Here is a 24,703-nt window from a genome sequence, read left to right on the forward strand (position 1 = left end):
CGGGTAAGCGAAGCGCCACCCGGCACAGCAGCACGGTTACTGCCAGCTCACTTCACCTTTCGGTTCATAGGCATTCACATCCAGCGGAGAGTTCTGCTGGATGTACTGCTTCAGCACCTCGGCGTCGATAAAGCCGGTATTCACATAGCCCGGTTTATTATCGATCTGCGGATAGCCATCGCCGCCGGTGGCATTAAAGCTCAAGGTCGCCATCCGGTAGGTTTTCGCTGGATCCACAGGTTCACCTTTGATCTTCAGGTCGTTGAGCACCCCATCCTTCGCCACAAAGCTCACGTTGGCGAACTGCGGATAGGCTCCGGAGTCAGGCTTCATCTGCGCTACCGCGGTCAGGTAGTCCGTCACCTCTTTGCCGCTCATATCGACATACACCACCACGTTGCCGAACGGCTGCACTTTCAGCACATCTTTGTAGGTGATATCGCCGCCTTCAATGGAGTCGCGGATCCCGCCGCCGCTCATCACCGCAAAATCGGCATTGGTGCGCGCCATCTGCGCCGCCAGCACCAGATGGCCCATATTGGTCTGCACGAAGCGGACTTTGCTGCGATCCCCTTCCAGACGACCATTCAGCGTGCCAATCTTCACCTCCAGCTGCGCTTTACCTTTGTTCTGGAAAGGCGTCAGCAGGGAGAGCATCTGCGGGTTCTCTGCGATTTCCGGGGTGTAGAGGACGCGCTCGCTCTGGCCGTTATCGTAGGTCACCTTCTTCTTCAGGTTGACCGGGATCAGCTGGTAATGCACCAGCTTCATCTCGCCGTTGCGGAATTCAAAATCGGCGCGACCAACGTATTTGCCCCACTCATGGGCCTGCACAATCCAGATGCCGTTCTGTTTGTCCGGCGCGCACGGCGTGCCTGGCACATAGTCCACCTGCTTTTTATTCTCTGAGGCCATGCAGACCGGATCCTGGGAGTGACCGCCCACAATCATCGCCAGCGAACCCGCCGGCAGGCTGCGCGCCATCTCCACATCGCCCGGGGCATTCGACCCGTGCTCGCCATTATCGTAATGACCCATATGGGTGGTAGCGATAATCACGTCCGGTTTTTCGTTCTGCTGTAGCTCCTGGATCACCAGCTTCGCTTCGTCGGCCGGTTTACGGAATTCGATGTCAGTGAAATATTCCGGGTTGCCAATTTTTGCCGTGTCGTCGGTGGTCAGCCCCACCACGGCAATTTTAAGATCCTGACGTTTGAAGATGGCCCAGGGTTTAAATAAACGCTCTCCGGTGCTTTTCTGATAAATATTGGCGGAGAGGAACGGGAATTTGGCCCACTTCTCCTGCTGGCGTAATACTTCGATTGGGTTATCAAATTCGTGGTTACCGACGGCCATCGCATCGTAGCCAATCAAATTCATGCCGCGGAAATCGGGCTCCGCATCCTGTAAATCCGATTCCGGCACGCCGGTATTAATGTCGCCGCCGGAGAGTAACAGCACGCTCCCCCCCTTGGCCGCTACCTCTTTGCGGATCCCGTCCACCAGCGTCTTCTGCGCCGAGAGGCCATATTCACCGTATTCACTGCGCCAGAAGTGGCCGTGATGATCGTTGGTATGCAGGATGGTGATGTTATAGGTTTTATCCTGTTCCCAGGCCTGGGCCGGCAGGCTTAACAGACCGCATGCCGCGATTATTGCCAGCGCTACGCCTCGCTTCATTAACTTCATCTCTTCACTCCCTGACTCATAGACAAACGCAAAAATTACAATGAGTAATCAGAATAGACAAATATGTTTTCAGAATTGCGACTTTCCTCAAATGTCGGGGACAGGTATGTTAGCGGGATAATAATGACTCCCTGCACTTCCTATAACAATCGACGTGGTATTTATGGCAATCAGTGAATCTACTCCTCCGGTGTCGACCGCTAAGGCGCGCACCTCCTTTGGTATTCTCGGTGCAATCAGTCTTTCACATCTGCTGAACGATATGATCCAGTCGCTTATTCTGGCGATCTATCCGCTTTTACAGTCCGAGTTCTCTCTCACCTTCGTGCAGATCGGCATGATCACCCTCACCTTCCAGCTGGCGTCGTCGCTGCTGCAACCGGTGGTAGGCTACTGGACGGATAAATATCCGATGCCCTGGTCGCTGCCGATTGGCATGTGCTTTACCCTCAGCGGCCTGATCCTGCTGGCGATGGCGGGCAGCTTTGAGGGCGTACTGGTGGCCGCCGCGCTGGTGGGTACCGGCTCGTCGGTCTTCCACCCGGAGTCGTCCCGCGTGGCGCGCATGGCTTCCGGTGGCCGTCACGGGCTGGCGCAGTCGCTGTTCCAGGTGGGCGGTAACTTCGGCAGCTCCCTCGGCCCCCTGCTGGCGGCGGTGATCATCGCCCCGTACGGTAAAGGCAACGTGGCCTGGTTCGTGCTGGCCGCCCTGCTGGCGATTGTGGTTCTGGCGCAAATCAGCCGCTGGTATGCTGCCCAGCACCAGGTGAATAAGGGCAAACCCAAAGCGCCGGTGGTTAATCCCCTGCCGCGCAACAAGGTGATTCTGGCCGTCAGCATCCTGCTGATGCTGATTTTCTCCAAATACTTCTATATGGCGAGCATCAGCAGCTACTACACCTTTTATCTGATGGAAAAATTCGGATTATCGGTACAAAACGCCCAGTTCCACCTCTTCGCCTTCCTGTTTGCGGTTGCTGCCGGGACGTTTATTGGCGGGCCATTGGGGGATAAGATCGGGCGTAAATATGTCATTTGGGGCTCTATCCTCGGCGTTGCGCCCTTCACGCTTATTTTGCCCTATGCCACCCTGTGGTGGACGGGGGTTTTAACCGTAATCATTGGTTTTATCCTCGCCTCGGCCTTTTCGGCCATTCTGGTGTATGCCCAGGAGCTGCTTCCGGGGCGTATCGGCATGGTTTCCGGGCTGTTTTTTGGATTTGCCTTTGGCATGGGTGGCCTTGGCGCCGCGGTGTTAGGGCTGATTGCAGACCATACCAGCATCTTTTTGGTCTATAAAATCTGTGCTTTCCTGCCTCTTCTCGGGATGTTGACTATATTCTTGCCTGATAACCGGCATAAAGCCTGATTTATCTGCGGCCAAACTCCTGATTTGGCCGCAACCTTCCCTACTGCCATAAGCCTTTCTTAGCACAGCCTCTTAAAAATCGTCCTGTTCTCCTTTTGTTTAACCCTTATTGCTGTTTTACTCAAATTTCAACAATTATTCATAAACATAATCATTAAATTTGTCATAAACTATTACTCGGCTTTTTGGTTTTTGGACCAAAAATGGAGTAACTCAGCAACGAAAGGAGACGGAATGCATCACGCCACACCGCTTATCACCACCATTGTCGGTGGACTTGTACTCGCATTTATACTCGGCATGATTGCCAACAAACTTCGCATTTCTCCTCTGGTGGGCTATTTGTTAGCGGGCGTGTTAGCCGGCCCTTTTACCCCAGGTTTTGTTGCTGATACGAAACTTGCCCCGGAACTGGCGGAGCTTGGCGTGATCCTGCTGATGTTCGGTGTTGGTTTGCATTTCTCCCTGAAGGATCTGATGGCGGTAAAGTCGATCGCCATTCCCGGCGCGATCGCCCAGATAGCCGTGGCGACGTTGCTGGGTATGGCGCTTTCAGCGATGCTGGGCTGGCCGCTGATGACCGGCATTGTATTTGGTCTCTGTCTTTCCACCGCCAGTACCGTGGTGCTGCTGCGCGCGCTTGAAGAGAGACAGCTGATTGACAGCCAGCGAGGGCAGATCGCCATTGGCTGGCTGATTGTTGAAGATCTGGTGATGGTATTAACCCTGGTGCTGCTGCCCGCGGTCGCCGGGATGCTGGAAAAAGACAACGTCGGCTTTGCCTCGCTGGCGCTGGATATGAGTATCACCATCGGTAAAGTGGTGGCCTTTATCGCCATTATGATGCTTGTGGGCCGTCGCCTGGTGCCGTGGATCCTCTCCCGCAGCGCCGCCACCGGTTCACGCGAGCTGTTTACCCTTGCGGTGCTGGCCCTGGCGCTGGGCATCGCCTTTGGAGCCGTGGAGCTGTTTGATGTCTCCTTCGCTCTGGGCGCTTTCTTCGCCGGGATGGTGCTGAACGAATCGGAACTGAGCCACCGTGCTGCCCACGATACCCTGCCCCTGCGCGACGCTTTTGCGGTGCTGTTCTTCGTCTCCGTGGGGATGCTGTTCGACCCGCTGGTGCTGATTGATCAGCCGCTGGCGGTGCTGGGCACCCTGGCGATCATCATCTTTGGTAAGTCGGTAGCCGCGTTCTTCCTGGTGCGCCTGTTCGGCCACTCGCCGCGTACCGCGCTGACCATCGCCGCCAGCCTGGCGCAGATCGGTGAGTTTGCCTTTATCCTCGCAGGCCTGGGCATGGCGCTGGATCTGCTGCCGCAGGCTGGACAGAACCTGGTGCTGGCGGGGGCGATCCTCTCGATTATGCTCAACCCGGTGCTGTTCGCCCTGCTGGAAAAATACCTCGAGAAAACCGAAACCCTCGAAGAGCAGACCCTGGAAGAGGCAACGGAAGAGGAGAAGCAGATCCCGGTGGATATCTGCAACCACGCCCTGCTGGTCGGCTTTGGCCGCGTCGGCAGCCTGCTGGGTGAGAAGCTGATGGCCCAGGGCATTCCGCTGGTGGTGATTGAGACCTCCCGCACCCGGGTGGACGAGCTGCGCGAGCGCGGGGTTCGTGCGGTACTGGGTAATGCGGCCAACGAAGAGATCATGAATCTGGCGCATCTGGACTGCGCGCGCTGGCTGCTGCTGACCATTCCTAACGGTTACGAAGCCGGTGAGATTGTGGTCTCCGCCCGCGAGAAATACCCGCACCTGGAGATCATCGCCCGGGCGCATTACGACGATGAAGTGGAATACATTATGGAGCGCGGCGCCAATCAGGTGGTGATGGGCGAGCGTGAAATTGCTAATACCATGCTGTCGCTGCTGGAGAAACCGTCGGTTGAAGTGGTGGTGACGGGGTAAAAAAAAGCCTGCTGGCGCTTCGCTTAGCAGGCCTACGTTGTAGCCCCGGCAAGCGCAGCGCCGCCGGGGAATTCTGCTATCGATCCCAATAAGACTCTTCCAGGCTATCTTCCCTTTCCGGCAGGCCGCGTGTCAGACGCGGTGAATGCTGGTTCAGCACCTGATAACTCACGCGGTTCGCGTACTTACACACCTGGGCCAGCGACGAGTAGGTCAGCCAGTTAAACTTGTGTTTGCTGGAGTTCGGCACGTTGGTGCGGTGGAAGGCGTTAGCGGTGATATCGTGTAGCAGCGCTGCCAGCGCGCCGTCGCCTGCGCCGTTGGTGTTCATGATCTTCTCCGGCCCGCCCATGTACGGGGCGATGTGCGAGAAGATACGCAGCGGGTTGACGCAATCCTTGTGGCGCATCGCGCGGCTGAATTCGAACTGGTTGAACTCGGCAATCGCCCCCGGCAGCAGCGGATGCTGGGTTTTGCGCTTCGCCTCTTCTTCGGTGAAACCGGCCATATACAGGCCTACCGGTCCGGCGGTGCAGAGCACCAGATCGACCCAGTCCAGCGCCTTGTCGGACGCCAGCAGCGGATCGCTCTCCCCGGTCAGGGCTTCAGCTTCTTCCTCGTTCATCGCCAGAATCGAGACGTGCTGTTTCAGGAACGCCTGCCACCACTCGGGATTATCGGCGATAACGAATTTGGTGCCCAGGGTCAGGACCACCGGCACGTTGTACTTCTTCGCGTACTCCACCGCCTTCATGGTCGCTTCCGGCATCGGCTCGCCCGGCTTGCAGCGTACCAGATAGGAGGTCAGCACCAGCGCCGACGCCCCGGCAATCACCTCTTCCGGGATGCTCTCGGCCCGCAGCTTGTTCATGTGCCCCGGGCTGATGGCGAAGGTCCGCTCGCCGGATTCCCCGATCAGCGTAAAACAGCGGCCAATCGCCCCGTCCACGCCCTGCAGGTAGTTCAGATCGGTACGGCTGGAGGTGTTACAGAGATAGCGATAGGCGTAACTGCCAATCTGGATGTTGCTGCACATCACCCCCAGCAGCACGGAGCGGTCATCAGCCAGCACGGAGTAGTTGTGCATGGTGTTACCGATGGTACCACCGGCAAACTGATGGGTGATCAGGTTATCCCGCACCAGCTCCTGGTACAGCGCCTCCGCCACATCGTCTTCGATGACCAGCGAGTGCCCGGCGCTCAGGCCGTAACGCGCGACAAACGCATCGTCCACTTTTGCTTCAATATCCACCAGCGTCTGATCGATACCCACCACCCAGGCGGCGTTGGTCTCATTTTCCGGCTGAATTTGCTGCAGCAGCGGATCGCGGGCGTTGACGGGAAAGTAGTGTTTGGATTTGCGTTTACCGGGAAATTTCATGTTCTGAGCTACGAGTGACGATTGGGCCGGAAATGGTAGCACAAACCCGGCCCGGAGTGCGATTAGCGGCTGTTGGTCACCAGGGAGACCATCATCTCGATGTGCTCAGGATCGTCGTTCAGCGCCGGAATGTACTCGTACTTCTCTCCGCCCGCTTCGAGGAAGAACTCCCGGTTTTGCACCGCGATCTCCTCCAGCGTCTCCAGACAGTCTGCCGCAAAGCCCGGCGACATCACCTGGATATGCTTCACCCCCTTCTCGCCCAGCATTTTGAGGGTTTCGTCGGTATAAGGCGTCAGCCACGGCTCGCGGCCAAAGCGCGACTGGAAGGTCATCATCACCTTCTCCGGCGGCAGGCCGAGCGCGGAGACCAGCTCACGGGTGGTATCGCGGCAGCGCTGAGGGTAGTCGTCCCCTTCGTCGGCAAATCGCTGGGGGATACCGTGATAGGAGAGCAACAGCAGATCCGGCTCGCCGTGCTTCGCAAAGGATGCGCGTGCGCTGCTGGCAAGGGCATTGATATACATGTCGTTATCCGCGTAGTCGCGAATAAAGGTCACGGAAGGAATACGGCGTCGGGTCGCCAGAATGCGCGCCAGCTCGTCCCAGACGGCGGCCACGGTGGAGCAGGAGTATTGCGGATAGAGTGCCAGCACCACGATGTGGTCCACGCCCTGCGCCAGCAGTTCCGTGACGGCGCTTTCCAGCGACGGTTTACCGTAGCTCATCCCCAGCGCGACGGGGGTATCCGGCAGACGGGCAGCGAGGGCTTTCTCCTGACGACGGCTGTAGACCATTAGCGGTGAGCCCTCTTCCATCCAGACGGACTGATAGAGTTTTGCCACGCGCGGCGAACGGATCGGCAGGATCACGCCGCGCAGCAAGGGCCACCACAGCAGACGCGGGGTATCCACAACGCGCGTATCGCTCAGAAACTGGCGCAGATAACGGCTGACCGCTGCGGGGGTTGGGGCTTCGGGGGTACCTAAATTGGCAAGCAGGATGCCGGTTTTCGCCTGACTCATTCACGCCTCATAACCTTTTAACAGGCTGATAAGTGTATCTGAAAAGTGCGTAAACGGAACCAATTGCAGTAAGAGGTGAGATGAGAATTTTTCTCACCCGGGGACCCGGGTGAGAGAGGTGCGATTAGCCGAGGATTTTTTCCAGCTCTGCACGAACTTCCGCGACAGGCTTAGTGCCGTCGACTTTAGCGTATTGGGTATTACCCGCCTGCGCTTCTTTAGAGTAGTAGCCGATCAGCGGCGCGGTCATCTGATGGTATTCCACCAGGCGCTTACGCACGGTCTCTTCCTGATCGTCTTTACGGGTGGTCAGCTCTTCGCCGGTCACGTCGTCTTTACCTTCAACCTGCGGCGGGTTGAACTTAACGTGGTAAACGCGGCCGGAAGCAGCGTGTACGCGACGACCGATGATACGGTCAACGATCAGCTCGTCCGGTACGTCGAACTCCAGCACGTAATCTACGTTGATGCCCGCTTCTTTCATGGCATCAGCCTGAGGAATGGTACGTGGGAAGCCGTCCAGCAGGAAACCGTTGCGGCAATCTTCCTGAGTAATGCGTTCTTTAACCAGCGCGATCACCAGCTCGTCGGTCACCAGCTTGCCGGCGTCCATAATATCTTTCGCCTGTTTGCCCAGCTCGGAGCCAGATTTAACAGCGGCACGCAGCATGTCACCGGTAGAGATTTGCGGAATACCGTATTTCTCCATGATGAACTGAGCCTGAGTTCCTTTACCCGCGCCCGGAGCGCCAAGCAGAATAATACGCATTGCGAAAATCCCCTCAAAAGTTGGTTCAATTTTTCAAAAGCGCTAAACAATACCATCAGAACGGATGTGGCTCAAGAAAGGCGGGAAGGCTGAAACGGTTAATGAGGGGAATTTATTAGAAGCTACGGTGATGACCCCTCTCCCCACGGGGGAGAGGGATTTGAGGAACTTAGCTCAGCAGCAGCGCATTCACGCGCTTGATGAACTGGTTCGGATCTTCCAGCGTGCCGCGCTCGGCCAGCAGGGATTGATCCAGCAGCAGCTCAACCCACTCGGCAAAGCGGGCTTCGTCCTGCGTCTCGGCCGCACGTTTCACCAGGGCGTGATCCGGATTGAGTTCAAAGATGTACTTCACTTCCGGTACCGCCTGGCCCGCAGCGGCGAACAGCTTCGCCATCTGGGTGCTCATCTCGTCGGCTTCGGTGGTGACGATGGCCGGGGTATCCGTCAGACGGTGGGTGAAACGCACCTCTTTCACGCGGTCGCCCAGATGGGTTTTCACGCGCTCAACAAACGGCTCCAGCGCCTTTTCCGCCTCTTTCGCGGTTTCGTCCACTTCATCCGCCAGCTTGTCGATGGACTCATCGGCTTTGGCAACGGACTGGAACGCTTTACCGCTGAACTCGGTCAGGTAGTTCATCATCCACTCATCGATGCGATCGGAAAGCAGCAGCACTTCGATGCCTTTCTTACGCAGCAGCTCCAGGTGCGGGCTGCTCTTCGCCGCGGCATAGCTGTCGGCGGTGATGTAGTAGATCTTCTCCTGCCCTTCCTTCATGCGGGAGATGTACTCTTCCAGCGACACGGTCTGCTCAGAAGAGTCAGTGTGCGTGGAGGCAAAGCGCAGCAGCTTAGCAATGGCTTCAACGTTAGACGCATCTTCCGCCGGGCCCTCTTTCAGCACCAGGCCGAACTGTTTCCAGAAGGTCTGGTATTTTTCCGCGTCGTCTTTTGCCAGCTTGTCCAGCATCTGCAGGGCGCGTTTGCTCAGGGCGGTACGCAGGTTGCGGGTCACGGTGCTGTCCTGCAGGATCTCACGGGAGACGTTCAGCGGCAGGTCGTTGGAGTCGATCAGGCCACGCACAAAGCGCAGGTAGTTCGGCATGAACTGCTCAGCTTCGTCCATGATGAACACGCGCTGAACGTACAGCTTCAGGCCGTGCTTGTGATCGCGGTTCCACATATCCCACGGCGCCTGTGCCGGGATATACAGCAGGCTGGTGTACTCCTGCTTACCTTCAACACGGTTGTGGCTCCAGGTCAGCGGGTCGGTAAAGTCGTGGGCGATGTGTTTGTAGAACTCGGTGTACTCTTCGTCTTTGATCTCAGACTTGTTGCGCGTCCACAGCGCCTGGGCCTTGTTGATCTTTTCCCAGGAGATGACGGTTTCGCCGTCCTGCTCTTCCTGTTTTTCGATCTCGACCGGCAGGGCGATATGGTCAGAATATTTGCTGATGATAGAGCGCACGCGCCAGTCGTTGAGGAAATCGTCTTCCCCTTCGCGCAGGTGCAGGGTGATCTCGGTACCGCGATCGGCTTTGGTAATGCCCGCTACGGTGTATTCACCTTCGCCGTGGGATTCCCAGAACACGCCGCTTTCGGCGCTTTCGCCTGCCGCACGGGTGCGCACGGTGACTTTATCCGCCACGATGAATGCCGAATAGAAGCCCACGCCGAACTGGCCGATCAGCTGGCTGTCTTTCGCCTGATCGGAACCCATCGACTGCAGGAAGGCTTTGGTGCCTGATTTGGCGATGGTACCGAGGTGGTCAATGGCTTCATCACGGGTCATGCCGATGCCGTTGTCGGCGATGGTCAGGGTGCGGTTCTCTTTATCAAAGGAGACGCGCACGCGCAGTTCACCGTCACCTTCATACAGCTCTGGCTTCGACAGCGCGCGGAAACGCAGCTTGTCTGCCGCATCAGAGGCGTTAGAGATAAGCTCGCGCAGGAAGATTTCTTTATTGGAATAAAGAGAATGGATCATCAGGTGCAGAAGTTGTTTTACCTCTGACTGGAAACCACGGGTTTCTTGTCCTTTCATACTAAGTCGACCTCAACAATGCCATTTAATGGGGTTTAAAAGCGTTGAGGGAGAGATGGGGATAAGGGGAAAGGTTTTCAAGCGGAGGCCACGGCTGCAGCCTCCGTTTGGTCAGAAAATAATCTTGTGACGCCCGGCCAGAGAGTGTGACAGCGTGGTGCCGTCCACCATCTCCAGCTCGCCGCCCACCGGAACGCCGTGGGCGATACGGCTGGCATCGACGCCGGACTCCGCGCACAGCTCGGCGATGTAGTTGGCCGTCGCCTCCCCTTCCACCGTTGGGTTGGTGGCGAGGATCACCTCGCTGATCGTTTCCGATTTCAGACGCTGTTCAAGACGGTCCAGACCGATATCATCCGGCCCGATGCCGTCCAGCGGCGACAGGTGGCCCATCAGCACAAAGTAGCAGCCGGAAAACTGCCCGGTCTGTTCGATGGCGTAGATGTCCGCAGGACTCTCCACCACACAGATCTGACCATTTTCCTGACGGCGCGGATTGGCGCAGATGTTACACACCTCCTGCTCGGTAAAGGTGCGGCAGTCCGCACAGTGACCGATTTCTGACATGGCGCGGGTCAGGGCCTGCGCCAGACGCATGCCGCCGCTGCGATCGCGCTGCAGCAGGGTAAACGCCATGCGCTGCGCCGACTTCGGGCCTACGCCCGGCAGGCAGCGTAGCGCTTCCATTAACTGCGTGAGCAGCGGACTGGTTTGCATCAGAATGGCATCTTAAAGCCCGGTGGCAGCTGCATTCCGGAGGATACAGAGGCCATTTTTTCTTTCTGGGTTTCGTCGATACGGCGCGCAGCATCGTTAAATGCAGCGGCGACCAGATCTTCCAGCATATCTTTGTCGTCTTCGAGCAGGCTTGGGTCGATCTCCACGCGACGGCAGTTATGTGCGCCGTTGATGGTCACTTTGACCAGGCCAGCGCCTGATTCGCCAGTGACTTCCATCTGCGCGATCTCTTCCTGCATCTTCTGCATTTTTTCCTGCATCTGCTGGGCCTGCTTCATCAGACCACCCAGACCGCCTTTACCACCAAACATAGGCTTCTCTCTTCTTTCACGTTAAAGATAACAACCGTAAGTCAGACTCACGATCAAATGGGTCGAATACTCTCTTCATCCAGTTCTGCATCAAAGTAACGCTGCAGGGTCTGAATGTTATTATCCGCGATAATCGACTCACGCGCCTGCGCGAGTTTCTCTTCATAGATGGCCTGTCGCCACTCCAGCGGCGTTCGCACCGCCGGATTATCATCTTCAATGATGGTCAATTCAACAGGCGCACCCTGTAATGTGGAGAGCGCCTCCGTCAGTACCTGCTGCGCACTCGCCGAGTTCAGATGACGCTGACCCGGACGCAGATGCAGGCAGATGCGGTTGCCGTCCTGTTCACGCCAGGCGTTCAGGGCGACCTGCTCCACCAGCTTCGGCAGCTTGAGTTTACTGACCTCAGCCGCCCAGGCGTCACGCTCCAGCGCCTCCCCGGCCAGCTTGGCGGCCAGCTCCGGCGTCTTCTCATGCTCCAGCGCCTTTTTCAGCGCCTTCGGCGTGGCGACCTCCACCTTCACCTCTTCGACGACGGTGGTGGCTTTCCAGCGATAGGCCTCTTTCTTTGCCGGAGCCTGGGGCTCAGACGTGGCCGAGGCGGAACGTGACTGGACGCGGTCCGTGACCGAGGCCAGACGTTCAAGCGCGGCGTTATTTACCGGCCGCGCTCTTGCAGGCGCTGCCGGTTCACTCTTTTTTGGCTTGGTTGCTCCCTGCGCGCGTTGCAACTGACTGCGGGCGGCGAGCACCGAACTGGTGGCATCCGACAGCGGTGCATCCTGGCGCGGCGGCGGTGGCGCACTCTGCTGCGCGGGCACCTGCGGCGGCGTCAGCACGGCCGTGGGTGCGACCGGGGCAAACGATGGCTGCTGAACCTCGGGCTCCGGCAGCGGCATGCGCGGATGGAACGCCAGCGCGCGCAGCAGGGTCATTTCGACCCCCATACGTCTGTCGGGAGCGAAAGGCAGCTCTTTGCGACCAATTAACAGGGTTTGATAGTAGAGCTGCACGTCCGTTGGCGGAATGGTTCGCGCCAGCTCGCGCATCCGCTGTTCAATGGCGGCCATATCCGGGCCCAGCGCCGCCGGGGAGAGCTGCACCATCGCAATGCGGTGCAGCAGGCTGAGCATCTCCACCAGCAGGGCTTCCCACTCGATGCCGCGTGACGCCGAGGCGTTAACCAGCTCCATCACCCGCTCACCGTTGGCCTCGACTACCGCCTCAATCAGCGACAGGGCCTGATCGTCGTCCAGGGTGCCGAGCATGGTGCTCACCGCCTGGGTGGTGAGCTGCCCGTCGCCGCTGGCAATCGCCTGATCGGTCAGGCTGAGGGCATCGCGCAGGCTGCCGTCGGCGGCACGCGCCAACAGCTGCAGGGCACGCGGTTCGTGCGTCACCTGCTCTTCGTTCAGGATATGTTCGAGCTGATCGCGGATCTGCCCGACGTCCAGCGCCTTCAGATGGAACTGCAGGCAGCGGGATAAGATGGTCACCGGCAGCTTTTGCGGATCGGTGGTCGCCAGCAGGAATTTAACGTGTGCTGGCGGCTCTTCCAGGGTTTTCAGCAGAGCGTTGAAGCTGTGGCGCGACAGCATGTGCACTTCATCGATCAGATAGACCTTGAAGCGGCCACGCGCCGGGGCGTACTGGACGTTATCCAGCAGATCGCGGGTATCTTCAACTTTGGTGCGCGAGGCGGCATCGATCTCAATCAGATCGACAAAGCGCCCCTGCTCGATTTCACGGCAGTTATCGCAGACGCCGCACGGCGTGGCGGTGATCCCGCTTTCGCAGTTGAGGCCTTTCGCCAGCAAACGGGCGATAGAGGTTTTACCGACGCCGCGGGTGCCGGAAAAAAGATAGGCGTGATGGATACGTCCTAGCGATAAGCCGTTCGCCAGGGCGGTCAGCACATGTTCCTGGCCGACAACGTCAGCAAAGGTTTGGGGTCGCCATTTACGGGCTAACACCTGATAACTCATGGGCAGGCTCTGCAACGCTGGAAGGTGGATATTCAGGGGGGTAATGCTAACACAACCTCACCCGTTGGGCGAGGTTGCGGGCGGGCGGATTAATGTCCCGGGAATGGCACGAGGCTGTAGCTGGTGATGCCCTGTTTTTCCAGGCGCTGTTCGCCACCCAGATCGAACAGGTTGATGATGAAGGCCGCATCGGTCACTTCGCCACCCAGACGACGGATCAGCTTCACGGTCGCCTCGATGGTGCCACCGGTTGCCAGCAGATCGTCCACTACCAGCACTTTGTCGCCAGGCTTGATCGCATCTACGTGGATCTCAAGCTGGTCGGTGCCGTACTCGAGCTCGTAGCTTTCGGCAATGGTTTCGCGTGGCAGTTTGCGCGGCTTACGCACCGGCACAAAACCGACGCCCATCGCCAGCGCTACCGGGGCGCCAAACAGGAAGCCACGGGCTTCGGTGCCGACAACTTTGGTGATCCCGGCGTTTTTGTAACGCTCGACCAGCAGTTCAATGCTGAGCGCGTACGCTTTCGGGTCTTCCAGCAAGCTGGTGACATCACGGAAAAGAATGCCAGGTTTCGGATAGTCCTGGATGCTTTTGATGCTGTTTTTAAGGTATTCAAGCTGCTGCGCAGTTGCGGTCATAAATGGATGCCTGATGAAAACGGTGTTACTCACGGAGCGGATCGATGGTTGGTCAAAGTAACAATTGTTTAACCTTTAACCAGGCCTGCCCGTGCTCGAAAACGGTCGAATTTACTGGCTGCGCACAAGAATTGCAACAGCCATCCTGAGGATTATTGCTTTTCATCAACCACCGGGATCCGCCACATGAAAATCAGCAGGCAGGAGAGGATCGCCAGCAGCAGGATCCGCACCCACATGATTTTTACCATCCATAATGAAAAGGCGAAGGTCACAAGGATCACCGCAATGGCTCGCGGCTTCGCCCCGGGCGGCATGGCGCGGTATTGTTGCCAGTGGCGCAGATAGCCGCCAAACCAGGAGCGGTAGAGCAGCCAGTGGTGAAAACGCGGCGAGGAGCGGGCGAAGCACCAGGCCGCCAGTAATATAAAGGGCGTGGTCGGCAGAAGAGGTAAAACAACGCCCAGCGTGCCGAGCACTACCGCAAGCCAGCCAATGATGATTAGAATAGTACGCTGCATAATGCGAATCGTTATCAAACTGAACGGCTACTGTACCACTGGAGAGCGGATTGAAAACAGCCTTGCTTTTACAGACGCTGCAAAATCAGCTGACGGCCCTGCGTACCCAGGCCGCCCCTCTGATGCAGCACGCTACCCTGAAGCCGCGTTTTGACCGGCAGCTGTTCCGCACCCGCAGCACCCTCATTAAAGATTATCTGGAGGAAGCCCAGCACAATCTGGATGAGCTGGGCCACGCGGTGGAGAAAGCGCAGACGGAGCAGGTCAACTGGCTGGCCACCCATCTGGCGGAGCAGATCGCTGCCCTGCATCGGGAGATTGCCGCCTGGCCTTTGCGCGTCTGGGACAGCCCTGCTGCCGGGGCGACGAAGTGGCAGCGCAAGCGCCTGGAGCATCAGGAGTTTGAGCGGCGGCTGTGTGAGATGAAGTCTGAACGCGAGACGCGGCTGAACCAGGCCGAAACGCTGGAAGAGCAGCAGATGCTGATGCGCGAAATTACCGCGCTGGAGGGGCGGCTGGAACGCTGTCGTAAGGCTCTGGATGATATTGAACGCGTGATTGCGCGTCTGACCCGTTAACAGGAGTAGTGTGTGTCACTGGAAAACGCCCCCGATGAAGTGAAGCTGGCCGTGGATCTGATTATGTTGCTGGAGAATCATGCTATTCCGGCCGAGACGGTGCTGAAGGCGCTGGAGATTGTGAAGCGGGATTTTGAGGGGAAAATACCCTCACCCCTGCCCTCTCCCTGAAAGGGAGAGGGAGCCAACCATTCCCTCGCCCCTTTGGGGAGAGGGTCAGGGTGAGGGGTAAGGTTACGCTGGCGTCGGGTCATCACCCTTCACGTCACGTTTCACTTCCGTATGCTCGTCGCCCTTCTCATTGCGCAGATGCACTTCAAGCTGGTTGAACGCAATGTTGATATTGTTCTCGCGGCACAGGCGCTCAATAGTGCGGTTCAGCTCATCCACCGTGTAGCTGCGATCGCGCAGTTCACGCACGTACAGACGCAGCTCATGATCCAGCGTGCTCGGCCCGAAGGTGGTGAAGAACACCGACGGTTCCGGATCGTGCATCACTTTGGGATGATCCATCGCCGCTTTCAGCAGCACTTTTTTCACCATATCCAGATCGGAGCCGTAGGCCACGCCCAGACGGATCACCACGCGGGTGATGGTGTCGGAGAGCGACCAGTTAATCAACCGTTCGGTCACGAAGGCTTTGTTCGGGATGATCACCTCTTTCCGGTCGAAGTCGGTGATGGTGGTGGCACGAATACGGATCTTGCTGACGGTCCCGGAGAAGGTGCCGATGGTGACGGTATCGCCGATACGCACCGGACGTTCGAACAGGATAATCAGGCCTGAAACGAAGTTACCGAAGATCTCCTGCAAACCAAAACCAAGACCGACCGACAGGGCCGCCGCCAGCCACTGCAGTTTATCCCACGAGACGCCGAGCGAGCCGAAGACGGTCATTGCCCCCGCCACCAGAATCACATAGTTGAGAATGGTGGTGATGGCATACGACGCCCCCTGGCGCATATTCAGGCGCGAAAGAACCAGCACCTCCAGCAGACCCGGCAGGTTGCGGATCAAGGCCCAGGCCACCATCGACGACACCAGGGCAAACAGCAGGCTGCCCATGGTGACATTTTTCACCACCGCCGCACCCGCTTCGGTGCCGTTGTAGTGCCACAGGGTAATGCTGTCGAGATAGGCAAAGACGGTGATTAAATCAGACCAGATAGCCCAGAACATTACGCCGAACAGGGCGATCATCACCAGCATGGTGATACGCAGCGTCTGCTGGTTGACCTGCTCCAGGGCGATGGTCGGCTCCTCCTGCGGCTCAGCGCCTTCGGCCCCCTCTTTCACCATATTCTGCCGACGCGCCAGGGCGCGGCGATAGGCGATACGACGGGCGGCCACGCTCAGCCCGCGCAGGACGGTCTGGTACAGCAGGTTCCAGAGGATCACCAGATAGACGGTTTCAATCCAGCGGCCCGACAGGCGCAGAGTGGTATAGAAATAGCCGGTGGCCGTCAGCACCATCAGGGCCAGCGGAACAATGGACAGCACGGTGACTGTCGCCAGGCGAATGGTATGGGACTCTTTATCGCGCCAGCTGTCGCGGCACATCGGCCACATCAGAACGCTGATGAGCACCAGGTTCAGCAGGATCACGAACTGCCCCAGCACGTCGTCCATCAGGTGCAGCGGAGAGAGTTCCGCCACCACCGACCAGAAGTGCAGCGGCAGCAGCGCCAGGCTGATGCGCACAATCTGGCGTCGCCAGTGGCTGGTCAGCTGGGCAGGCATATTGAAGTGGCTCACCGCCACGCCGTCTTTCTCAAGCACTTTCCAGCACAGGCCAAACACCAGCCAGAACAGCGCCAGTTTTTTACTGAAGGCCCACAGCAGATCGCTGACGTTGAGCTGCATGGTGAGCAGGATCAGCCCCGCCGCCAGAATTAACAGGCAGACCGGCAGGGCGCGGATCAGATCGATCAGAATGGCTTTGGGGGTATGAAGCTGACTGTCATTACGCAGTTGCCCCACTTCATTTGCCAGCTTCGCCTGGTACTTTTTCAGCCAGCCGAGACGCCAGCGGATTAACCCGGCAATCAGCAGCAGCGGCAGGCCCGCCAGGAAGGCGAAGGCCACCGCCGGACCGGCTTTTTCCCAGTTAACGGTGATTTTCATCCCTTTAATCTGGTCTTTCAGCATGCCCGGGAAGGATTTGATCCAGTCCCAGTCCATCGGTTTGTTGCTGTTTACCCAGAAGATTTGCTGGGTGAGGATCTCCTGCAGGCTTTTGGAGACGCTTACCAACTGCTGCTGGTTGATCTGCAGGTTGATAGCCATCATCAGCTGATTGCCCAGCTGTTTATTCAGCTGATCGAGCAGCTCGCGGCGCATATCCACCACCTGCAGCAGCGCATCGTGGACTTCATCATTGACGTCGCTGCTGTGGCCCTCTTCCACTTTGGCAACATATGCATCGCTCTGGAACAGGGCGTCGCGCTGCTGGTTGACCTCGAACTGCTCCAGACGCAGATCCGCAATGCGGTTGGTCATGTCTTCCAGTTCATCAGCGGAGGGTAAGGTCTGCTGTTGCTGATACAGGATACGCGACAGCAGCAGGCTGCCTTTCAGAACGGCGATCTGCTCTTTAATGTTGCGTTCAGATTGCAGGGCACGATCCAGCCAGTTTTTAACTTTGATGTTCTGCTGAACCAGCGAGTTGCCGTTTTCGGTGGCGGTAATCAAACGCTGGCTGAGCTGATGGTTGGCATCCAGCTCCTGCTTCACCAGCGGGTTTTCCTGAATACGCGCAGTTTCGTCCGGGTTAACGGCCTCCTGGGCGGTTTTCTCCGTCAGGGTCAGGCGCTTGCTGTTGACCGCCTCCTGCAACAGCTGCAGTTGATGCTCCAGACGGTTGATGTTGGCGGTAACGTAGTCGCGCTGTTTTTGCAGGGTATCCTGCAGGACGGTGTTGCCTTCCAGGCTCTTACGCTGTTGTTCGATCTGCGCATTGAGCAGCTGCTGCTGCGCCAGCAGTAAGGTTTGCTGGGTGGGACGTAACGCCGCCTCGCCCGCAGAGGTGCCGTTCAGGCGATTGCGGATCTGCTGCAGCTGCTGAGACGCGGTGTACATCGCATTCTGTACGCGCTCCGGCTGGGTTTGCAGGGAGACCAGCTGGCTGTTGTAGGTGGCGAGATCGCTTTGCGCGGTTTGTAAGTCGTCGAGGAGCTGCGCCACGCGCAGCTCCAGCTGACGCAGGGACAAGGTCGCCAGCGTTTTGCGGGTCTCCGCATCATTATCGACATCGCTTAGCGCGTTAAGGCTCTCGGTCGCCTTACGCATCGTTTCCGGTGCCTGGGCTACCTTCTGGCGTAGCTGCGTGGTTTCAGCTTTGACCCGCTCGAGCTTGTCGACGGTCTCCAGGGTTTCCGTCAGATCCTGCTGGACCAGCTTGTCCTGCGGGGTAAGCTCTTTCTGTTTACTCAGGGCGTCAAGCTGGCTCTGGATATCTGCCCGCGTTGGCGTGTCACTGGTATTATCGGCACGCGCCAACGCAGCCGGTGAAGCCGTCAATGCGAGAAAGAAAACCAGAATAAAAGCCAGGAGAGGATGCTGTTTGCGTGTGTAGTGCAACATAGTTATATGTAATTCGTGTGATGAATGACAAAAAAAGACCGGCGTGAAGAATATCACGGCAATCGGGTGCAAAATAGCGTCAACTGTCGGCTCCCGGACAATTCCTGGCCGTCAGGCAGGGAGCGACTCCGGCTGCGCGCGCAGCGTTGGGCAGAACTGAAACATCTCCAGCAGGATCGCCACATAATTACGGGCTTCCCGTTGTAGATCAAAAGACTGGGGGGCAAAAAGCCAGTTTTCCATAATGCCGGAAATATAGCTGCGCGTCAGAATAGCGGCGCGGCGGGTCAGCAAATTGGCGGGCAGCATTTTCGCTTTAATACAGTGCGTCAGGGTCTGTTCAATACGATCGTAACTTTCCAGGCATAAACTGCGCTGTGCCTGTTGCACAACGGCCATTTCCCCGACAAACTCGCATTTGTGGAAAATGATCTCCATCATCAGGCGGCGACGCTCTTCAATAACAGTCGCCTCAAGGATATAGACCAGAATCTCTCTTAAAACTGAGAGTGGATCGTCGGGGAATTTTGCCCGATACTCAGTTTCGAGATCCCCAAGACTGGATTCTGAAAGCTCCCAAATTTCACCAAATAAATCTGACTTATTTTTGAAATGCCAGTAAATCGCTCCCCGGGTTACCCCCGCCGCCTGAGCAATCTGTGCCAGCGAAGTGGATGAGACCCCCTGTTGCGAGAACAAGCGCAGAGCAACATCAAGGATGTGCTGGCGTGTCGCAAGTGCTTGTTGTTTGGTTTTTCGTGCCATACGTTGGTGAATTTACAGGAGTCAGATTTACATACATTTATGAATGTATGTACCATAGCACGACGATAATATAAACGCAGCAATGGGTTTGTGGACGCGTGATCCATTGATCAATTTGAAATCGGAAACTCGAGGTTTACATATGAACAAAAACAGAGGGTTAACGCCTCTGGCGATCGTTCTGATGCTCTCAGGCAGCTTAGCGCTTACAGGATGTGACGAAAAACAGGCTCAACAAGGGGCTCAGCAGGTGCCAGAAGTTGGCGTCGTGACGCTCAAATCCGAACCTCTCCAGATAACAACAGAATTACCCGGCCGAACCAGCGCTTACCGCATTGCTGAAGTGCGTCCACAGGTGAGTGGCATCATCCTGAAACGTAATTTTACGGAAGGTGGTGATGTTAAAGCAGGTGATTCTCTGTATCAGATTGATCCCGCTACCTACCAGGCGAATTACGAAAGTGCAAAAGGCGATCTGGCTAAAGCCCAGGCTGCGGCGAAAATTGCTCAGCTGACCGTCAGCCGTTATCAGAAACTGTTGGGTACTCAGTACATCAGCCAACAGGAATACGATAGCGCCCAGGCCGATGCTCAGCAGGCTAACGCTGCGGTTACCGCTGCGAAAGCCGCCGTCGAAACCGCACGTATCAACCTGGCTTATACCAAAGTGACCTCGCCTATCAGCGGTCGCATTGGTAAATCGTCCGTGACCGAAGGTGCCCTGGTGCAGAGCGGCCAGACCAACGCGCTGGCTACCGTGCAGCAGCTTGACCCGATCTATGTCGATGTCACTCAGTCGAGCAATGATTTCCTGCGTCTGAAACAGGAGCTCGAAAACGGCACCCTGAAGCAGGAAAATGGCAAAGCGAAAGTGGAGCTGGTCACCAGCGACGGCATTAAGTTCCCCCAGGCCGGCAGCCTCGAGTTCTCTGACGTAACGGTCGATCAGACCACCGGTTCCATCACCCTGCGCGCCATCTTCCCGAACCCGAACCATACGCTGTTACCAGGTATGTTCGTTCGCGCAAGCCTGGAAGAAGGGACTAACCCAACCGCACTGCTGGTTCCTCAGCAGGGTGTAACCCGTACGCCGCGCGGCGATGCCAGTGCCATGGTCATTGGCGCTGAAGACAAAGTCGAAGTCCGTCAGATCACCGCCACCCAGGCGATTGGTGACAAATGGCTGGTCACCGACGGTCTGAAAGATGGCGATCGTGTCATCATTACCGGTTTACAAAAAGTTCGCCCGGGCGCCCAGGTTAAAGCGCAAGAGGTCACGTCTGACAATCAACAACAAGCCTCCGCAGGCGGCCAGTCAGAACAACCTAAGTCTTAACTTAAACAGGAGCCGTTAAGACATGCCTAATTTCTTTATCGATCGCCCCATTTTTGCGTGGGTGATCGCCATTATCATCATGCTAGCCGGGGGACTTGCGATCCTGAAGCTGCCAGTCGCGCAATATCCAACCATTGCGCCACCAGCAATTTCAATCGCTGCAACCTACCCAGGGGCTGATGCCAAAACGGTGCAGGACACCGTAACCCAGGTTATCGAACAGAACATGAACGGTATCGATAACCTGATGTACATGTCCTCCAACAGTGACTCCACCGGTACGGTGCAGATCACGCTGACCTTCGAATCCGGTACGGATGCGGATATCGCGCAGGTTCAGGTGCAGAACAAACTGCAGCTGGCGATGCCGTTACTGCCGCAGGAAGTTCAACAGCAGGGTGTGAGCGTGGAGAAATCCTCCAGTAGCTTCCTGATGGTTGTCGGCGTTATCAACACCAACGGCACTATGACGCAGGAGGATATTTCCGACTACGTGGGTGCCAACATGAAGGACGCCATCAGCCGTACTTCAGGCGTGGGTGACGTGCAGCTGTTCGGTTCCCAGTACGCGATGCGTATCTGGATGGATCCGAACAAACTGAACAACTTCCAGCTGACGCCGGTAGACGTGATCACCGCGATTAAAGCGCAGAACGCCCAGGTGGCGGCCGGTCAGTTAGGCGGTACGCCGCCGGTGAAAGGCCAGCAGCTGAACGCCTCGATCATCGCACAGACCCGTCTGACCTCGGCCGATGAATTCAGCAAAATTCTGCTGAAAGTGAATCCGGACGGTTCTCAGGTTCGCCTGCGTGACGTGGCGAAGGTAGAGCTGGGCGGTGAAAACTACGACGTCATCGCCAAGTTTAACGGCCAGCCGGCTTCCGGTCTGGGGATTAAACTGGCAACCGGTGCTAACGCCCTGGATACCGCGGAAGCGATCCGTGCTGAACTGAAGAAAATGGAACCTTTCTTCCCGTCAGGCCTGAAAATCGTTTACCCGTATGACACCACGCCGTTCGTGAAAATCTCGATTCACGAGGTAATCAAAACGCTGGTGGAAGCGATCATCCTGGTGTTCCTGGTGATGTATCTGTTCCTGCAAAACTTCCGTGCGACGTTGATTCCAACCATCGCCGTGCCGGTCGTTCTGTTGGGGACGTTCGCAATCCTCTCGGCCTTCGGCTTCTCGATAAACACCCTGACGATGTTCGGGATGGTGCTGGCGATAGGCCTGCTCGTGGATGACGCCATCGTGGTGGTGGAAAACGTCGAGCGTGTGATGTCTGAAGAGGGGCTACCGCCGAAGGAAGCGACCCGTAAATCAATGGGTCAGATCCAGGGCGCACTGGTGGGTATCGCCATGGTGCTGTCGGCGGTATTTATCCCGATGGCCTTCTTCGGTGGCTCTACCGGTGCGATCTATCGTCAGTTCTCCATCACTATCGTCTCGGCAATGGCCCTGTCGGTGCTGGTGGCGTTGATCCTGACCCCGGCACTGTGCGCCACCATGCTGAAACCGGTGGCAAAAGGCGATCACGGCGAAAACAAAAAAGGCTTCTTCGGCTGGTTTAACCGCATGTTCGATAAGAGCACGCACCACTACACCGACAGCGTGGGCAACATCCTGCGCAGCACCGGTCGTTATCTGCTGCTCTATATCATCATCGTGGTCGGCATGGCGTATCTGTTCGTTCGTCTGCCAACCTCCTTCCTGCCGGACGAAGACCAGGGCGTATTCCTGACTATGGCGCAGCTGCCAGCAGGTGCATCCCAGGAACGTACCCAGAAAGTGCTGGATGAGGTGACGGATTACTACCTCACCAAAGAGAAAGCCAACGTTGAATCGGTGTTTGCGGTTAACGGCTTCGGCTTTGCGGGTCGTGGCCAGAACACCGGTATTGCCTTCGTTTCTCTGAAAGACTGGGCCGAGCGTCCGGGCGAAGAGAACAAGGTTGAAGCCATTACTGGCCGTGCGATGGGTACTTTCTCCCAGATCAAAGATGCGATGGTCTTTGCCTTTAACCTGCCAGCGATCGTCGAGCTGGGTACGGCAACCGGCTTTGACTTCCAGCTTATCGACCAGGGCGGTCTGGGCCATGAAAAACTGACTCAGGCGCGTAACCAGCTGTTTGGTGAAGTTGCGAAGCACCCTGAGCTGCTGGTGGGCGTGCGTCCTAACGGCCTGGAAGATACGCCACAGTTCAAAGTGGATATCGATCAGGAAAAAGCCCAGGCGCTGGGCGTCTCTATCAGTGACATCAATACCACGCTGGGCGCGGCCTGGGGCGGTAGCTACGTCAACGACTTCATCGACCGCGGTCGTGTGAAGAAGGTGTACGTGATGTCTGAGGCGCAGTACCGTATGTTGCCGAACGATATCAATAACTGGTACGTACGCGGCAGCAACGGACAGATGGTGCCATTCGCCGCCTTCTCTACCTCACGTTGGGAATACGGCTCGCCACGTCTGGAGCGTTACAACGGTCTGCCATCGATGGAAATCCTTGGTCAGGCGGCACCGGGCAGAAGTACCGGTGAAGCCATGGACCTGATGGAACAGCTGGCACAGAAACTGCCGGCGGGTATCGGCTATGACTGGACGGGGATGTCCTATCAGGAACGTCTGTCCGGCAACCAGGCCCCTGCCCTGTATGCCATCTCGCTGATCGTGGTATTCCTCTGTCTGGCGGCGCTGTACGAGAGCTGGTCGATTCCGTTCTCTGTTATGCTGGTTGTGCCACTGGGGGTCATTGGTGCCCTGTTGGCGGCCACGTTCCGTGGGCTGGGTAATGACGTGTACTTCCAGGTGGGCCTGCTGACAACCATTGGCTTGTCGGCGAAGAACGCGATACTTATCGTGGAATTCGCCAAAGATCTGATGGATAAAGAGGGCAAAGGGCTTATCGAAGCTACGCTGGAAGCGGTTCGTATGCGTCTGCGTCCAATTCTGATGACCTCCCTGGCGTTTATCCTCGGGGTTATGCCGCTGGTCATCAGCTCGGGTGCAGGCTCCGGTTCGCAGAACGCCGTAGGTACTGGCGTAATGGGCGGGATGGTCACCGCCACCATCCTGGCGATCTTCTTCGTTCCGGTCTTCTTTGTGGTGGTACGTCGTCGTTTCAGCCGTAAAAACGAAGACCTCGAACACAAACATCCGGTGTAACAGACCAGGATCCTCCTGTTAACCGTTAAAAAGGCCGCAAATGCGGCCTTTTTTTTAGCAATTGAAAATCATAAAATAAGCTTATTGGCGGATTATATATTTTATGTCAGCTTTAAATGACTTATCATATTTAACCTAATCCTCTTACACAAATTCTCAAATTCTTGCGTTGCTTCTTAGTTATTAAGAGTTTTCCTGGTGTTTTTTTGTATATGATCGCGCCTGGTAGCGATTATAGAAACAGCTAAGAATTGGTGTCAGTGGATTAGAGAAGTTCACATCCGGATAAAACAATATATAACATAGTGTCCGTAACAACCTCTCACTGGCGCGTAATTGTAATTTTTCGTAATAGCGCGGTGAAATCCTGATTAGAGTAGATTATAGTTAAAGCTAAGACGCATTACAGTAGTCGTTGACGCTAAGTCAGTTGTACCCTTCCCGACAACGATGTTCGGTGAGTAAAAAATCACTCAAAAAGGGGATGCGCTATGGACGAATACTCGCCCAAAAGGCAAGATATTGCACAGTTGAAATTCCTTTGTGAATCCCTGTACCATGACTGCCTTTCCAATCTCGATGAAAGCAACCATGGCTGGGTTAATGACCCTACTTCTGCCATAAATTTGCAGTTAAACGAGTTGATTGAGCATATAGCAACCTTCGCCCTTAATTATAAAATTAAGTATAACGAAGATAATAAGTTGATTGAGCAAATTGACGAATACCTGGATGACACTTTTATGTTATTCAGCAGCTACGGCATTAACGCGCAAGATTTGCAAAAATGGCGTAAATCGGGCAACCGGCTTTTTCGTTGTTTCGTCAATGCAAGCAGGGCTAACCCGTTAGCTTCTCCGGTTAAAACTATTACAAACAATTAGGTGAATTT

The 24,703-nt window shown here is 56.5% G+C and carries 19 protein-coding genes and 1 other annotated feature; of the genes, 7 read left to right on the forward strand and 12 right to left on the reverse strand.

Annotated features, from left to right (window positions below):
- Positions 1-36: 36 nt before the first annotated feature.
- The gene (ushA, locus tag WFO70_RS11480) at positions 37-1,689 is read right to left on the reverse strand and encodes a bifunctional UDP-sugar hydrolase/5'-nucleotidase UshA (RefSeq protein WP_337016246.1); all 1,653 of its coding nucleotides are present in this window, start codon (positions 1,687-1,689) and stop codon (positions 37-39) included.
- A 163-nt stretch (positions 1,690-1,852) separates the two neighbouring features.
- Here ushA and WFO70_RS11485 point away from each other — a divergent pair, with 163 nt between their 5' ends.
- Together WFO70_RS11485 and ybaL are read left to right on the forward strand one after the other, a co-directional pair.
- Positions 1,853-3,058 carry an MFS transporter gene (locus WFO70_RS11485; protein ID WP_337016248.1) on the forward strand — a complete coding sequence of 402 codons (1,206 nt, stop codon included), beginning with the start codon at positions 1,853-1,855 and terminating at the stop codon, positions 3,056-3,058.
- 234 nt (positions 3,059-3,292) lie between these two features.
- On the forward strand, positions 3,293-4,969 hold the full coding sequence (ybaL, locus tag WFO70_RS11490) for a YbaL family putative K(+) efflux transporter (RefSeq protein ID WP_337016250.1): 1,677 nt from the start codon (positions 3,293-3,295) through the stop codon (positions 4,967-4,969).
- 76 nt (positions 4,970-5,045) lie between these two features.
- Here the strand turns inward: ybaL and WFO70_RS11495 are convergent, their stop codons facing one another.
- The 9 genes from WFO70_RS11495 to WFO70_RS11535 all read right to left on the reverse strand — a co-directional run bounded on the left by WFO70_RS11495 (position 5,046) and on the right by WFO70_RS11535 (position 14,387).
- On the reverse strand, positions 5,046-6,350 hold the full coding sequence (locus tag WFO70_RS11495) for an inosine/guanosine kinase (RefSeq protein ID WP_337016252.1): 1,305 nt from the start codon (positions 6,348-6,350) through the stop codon (positions 5,046-5,048).
- Between the two features lie 62 nt (positions 6,351-6,412).
- The gene (gene hemH, locus WFO70_RS11500; RefSeq protein WP_142488475.1) at positions 6,413-7,375 is read right to left on the reverse strand and encodes a ferrochelatase; all 963 of its coding nucleotides are present in this window, start codon (positions 7,373-7,375) and stop codon (positions 6,413-6,415) included.
- A gap of 124 nt (positions 7,376-7,499) precedes the next feature.
- Positions 7,500-8,144 (reverse strand): adenylate kinase, encoded by a 645-nt coding sequence (gene adk / locus WFO70_RS11505; protein ID WP_337016254.1) that lies wholly within the window; start codon positions 8,142-8,144, stop codon positions 7,500-7,502.
- Positions 8,145-8,313: 169 nt separating this feature from the next.
- Complete coding sequence (htpG, locus tag WFO70_RS11510) at positions 8,314-10,188, reverse strand: molecular chaperone HtpG (RefSeq protein WP_337016256.1); 1,875 nt, start codon at positions 10,186-10,188, stop codon at positions 8,314-8,316.
- Between the two features lie 111 nt (positions 10,189-10,299).
- Positions 10,300-10,905 (reverse strand): recombination mediator RecR, encoded by a 606-nt coding sequence (gene recR / locus WFO70_RS11515; RefSeq protein ID WP_337016257.1) that lies wholly within the window; start codon positions 10,903-10,905, stop codon positions 10,300-10,302.
- Positions 10,905-11,237, reverse strand: coding sequence for a YbaB/EbfC family nucleoid-associated protein (locus WFO70_RS11520; RefSeq protein ID WP_032616874.1), 333 nt, complete (start codon positions 11,235-11,237; stop codon positions 10,905-10,907). The genes recR and WFO70_RS11520 overlap by 1 nt, the downstream gene beginning before the upstream one ends.
- Before the next feature lie 53 nt (positions 11,238-11,290).
- Positions 11,291-13,225 (reverse strand): DNA polymerase III subunit gamma/tau, encoded by a 1,935-nt coding sequence (gene dnaX / locus WFO70_RS11525; RefSeq protein ID WP_337016259.1) that lies wholly within the window; start codon positions 13,223-13,225, stop codon positions 11,291-11,293.
- Positions 11,897-11,961: a sequence feature (DnaX frameshifting element), on the reverse strand. (Overlaps the previous gene by 65 nt.)
- A gap of 89 nt (positions 13,226-13,314) precedes the next feature.
- Entirely contained in the window at positions 13,315-13,866 is a 552-nt protein-coding gene (gene apt, locus WFO70_RS11530) for an adenine phosphoribosyltransferase (protein WP_000127359.1), read from the reverse strand.
- A 152-nt stretch (positions 13,867-14,018) separates the two neighbouring features.
- Positions 14,019-14,387, reverse strand: a complete 369-nt coding sequence (locus WFO70_RS11535; RefSeq protein WP_337016261.1) for a DUF454 family protein — start codon at positions 14,385-14,387, stop codon at positions 14,019-14,021.
- Positions 14,388-14,437: 50 nt separating this feature from the next.
- Between WFO70_RS11535 and priC the strand changes: the two genes are divergently transcribed.
- The gene (gene priC, locus WFO70_RS11540; RefSeq protein WP_337016263.1) at positions 14,438-14,965 is read left to right on the forward strand and encodes a primosomal replication protein N''; all 528 of its coding nucleotides are present in this window, start codon (positions 14,438-14,440) and stop codon (positions 14,963-14,965) included.
- A 12-nt stretch (positions 14,966-14,977) separates the two neighbouring features.
- The gene (rsmS, locus tag WFO70_RS11545; RefSeq protein ID WP_337016265.1) at positions 14,978-15,136 is read left to right on the forward strand and encodes a pleiotropic regulatory protein RsmS; all 159 of its coding nucleotides are present in this window, start codon (positions 14,978-14,980) and stop codon (positions 15,134-15,136) included.
- A gap of 63 nt (positions 15,137-15,199) precedes the next feature.
- Here rsmS and mscK read toward each other — a convergent pair whose 3' ends face one another.
- Entirely contained in the window at positions 15,200-18,547 is a 3,348-nt protein-coding gene (gene mscK, locus WFO70_RS11550) for a mechanosensitive channel MscK (protein WP_337016267.1), read from the reverse strand.
- 111 nt (positions 18,548-18,658) lie between these two features.
- Positions 18,659-19,312: a multidrug efflux transporter transcriptional repressor AcrR gene (gene acrR / locus WFO70_RS11555; RefSeq protein ID WP_337016269.1), complete on the reverse strand. Its 654-nt coding sequence runs from the start codon at positions 19,310-19,312 to the stop codon at positions 18,659-18,661.
- Between the two features lie 142 nt (positions 19,313-19,454).
- Here acrR and acrA point away from each other — a divergent pair, with 142 nt between their 5' ends.
- The 3 genes from acrA (at position 19,455) to tomB (ending at position 24,695) form a co-directional block, all read left to right on the forward strand.
- On the forward strand, positions 19,455-20,648 hold the full coding sequence (gene acrA / locus WFO70_RS11560) for a multidrug efflux RND transporter periplasmic adaptor subunit AcrA (protein ID WP_337016271.1): 1,194 nt from the start codon (positions 19,455-19,457) through the stop codon (positions 20,646-20,648).
- Between the two features lie 22 nt (positions 20,649-20,670).
- Positions 20,671-23,811 carry a multidrug efflux RND transporter permease subunit AcrB gene (gene acrB, locus WFO70_RS11565; RefSeq protein ID WP_337016272.1) on the forward strand — a complete coding sequence of 1,047 codons (3,141 nt, stop codon included), beginning with the start codon at positions 20,671-20,673 and terminating at the stop codon, positions 23,809-23,811.
- 491 nt (positions 23,812-24,302) lie between these two features.
- Positions 24,303-24,695, forward strand: a complete 393-nt coding sequence (gene tomB, locus WFO70_RS11570) for an Hha toxicity modulator TomB (RefSeq protein ID WP_337016273.1) — start codon at positions 24,303-24,305, stop codon at positions 24,693-24,695.
- Positions 24,696-24,703: the final 8 nt, after the last annotated feature.

Source organism: Leclercia sp. AS011, assembly GCF_037152535.1.
Lineage (GTDB): Bacteria > Pseudomonadota > Gammaproteobacteria > Enterobacterales > Enterobacteriaceae > Enterobacter.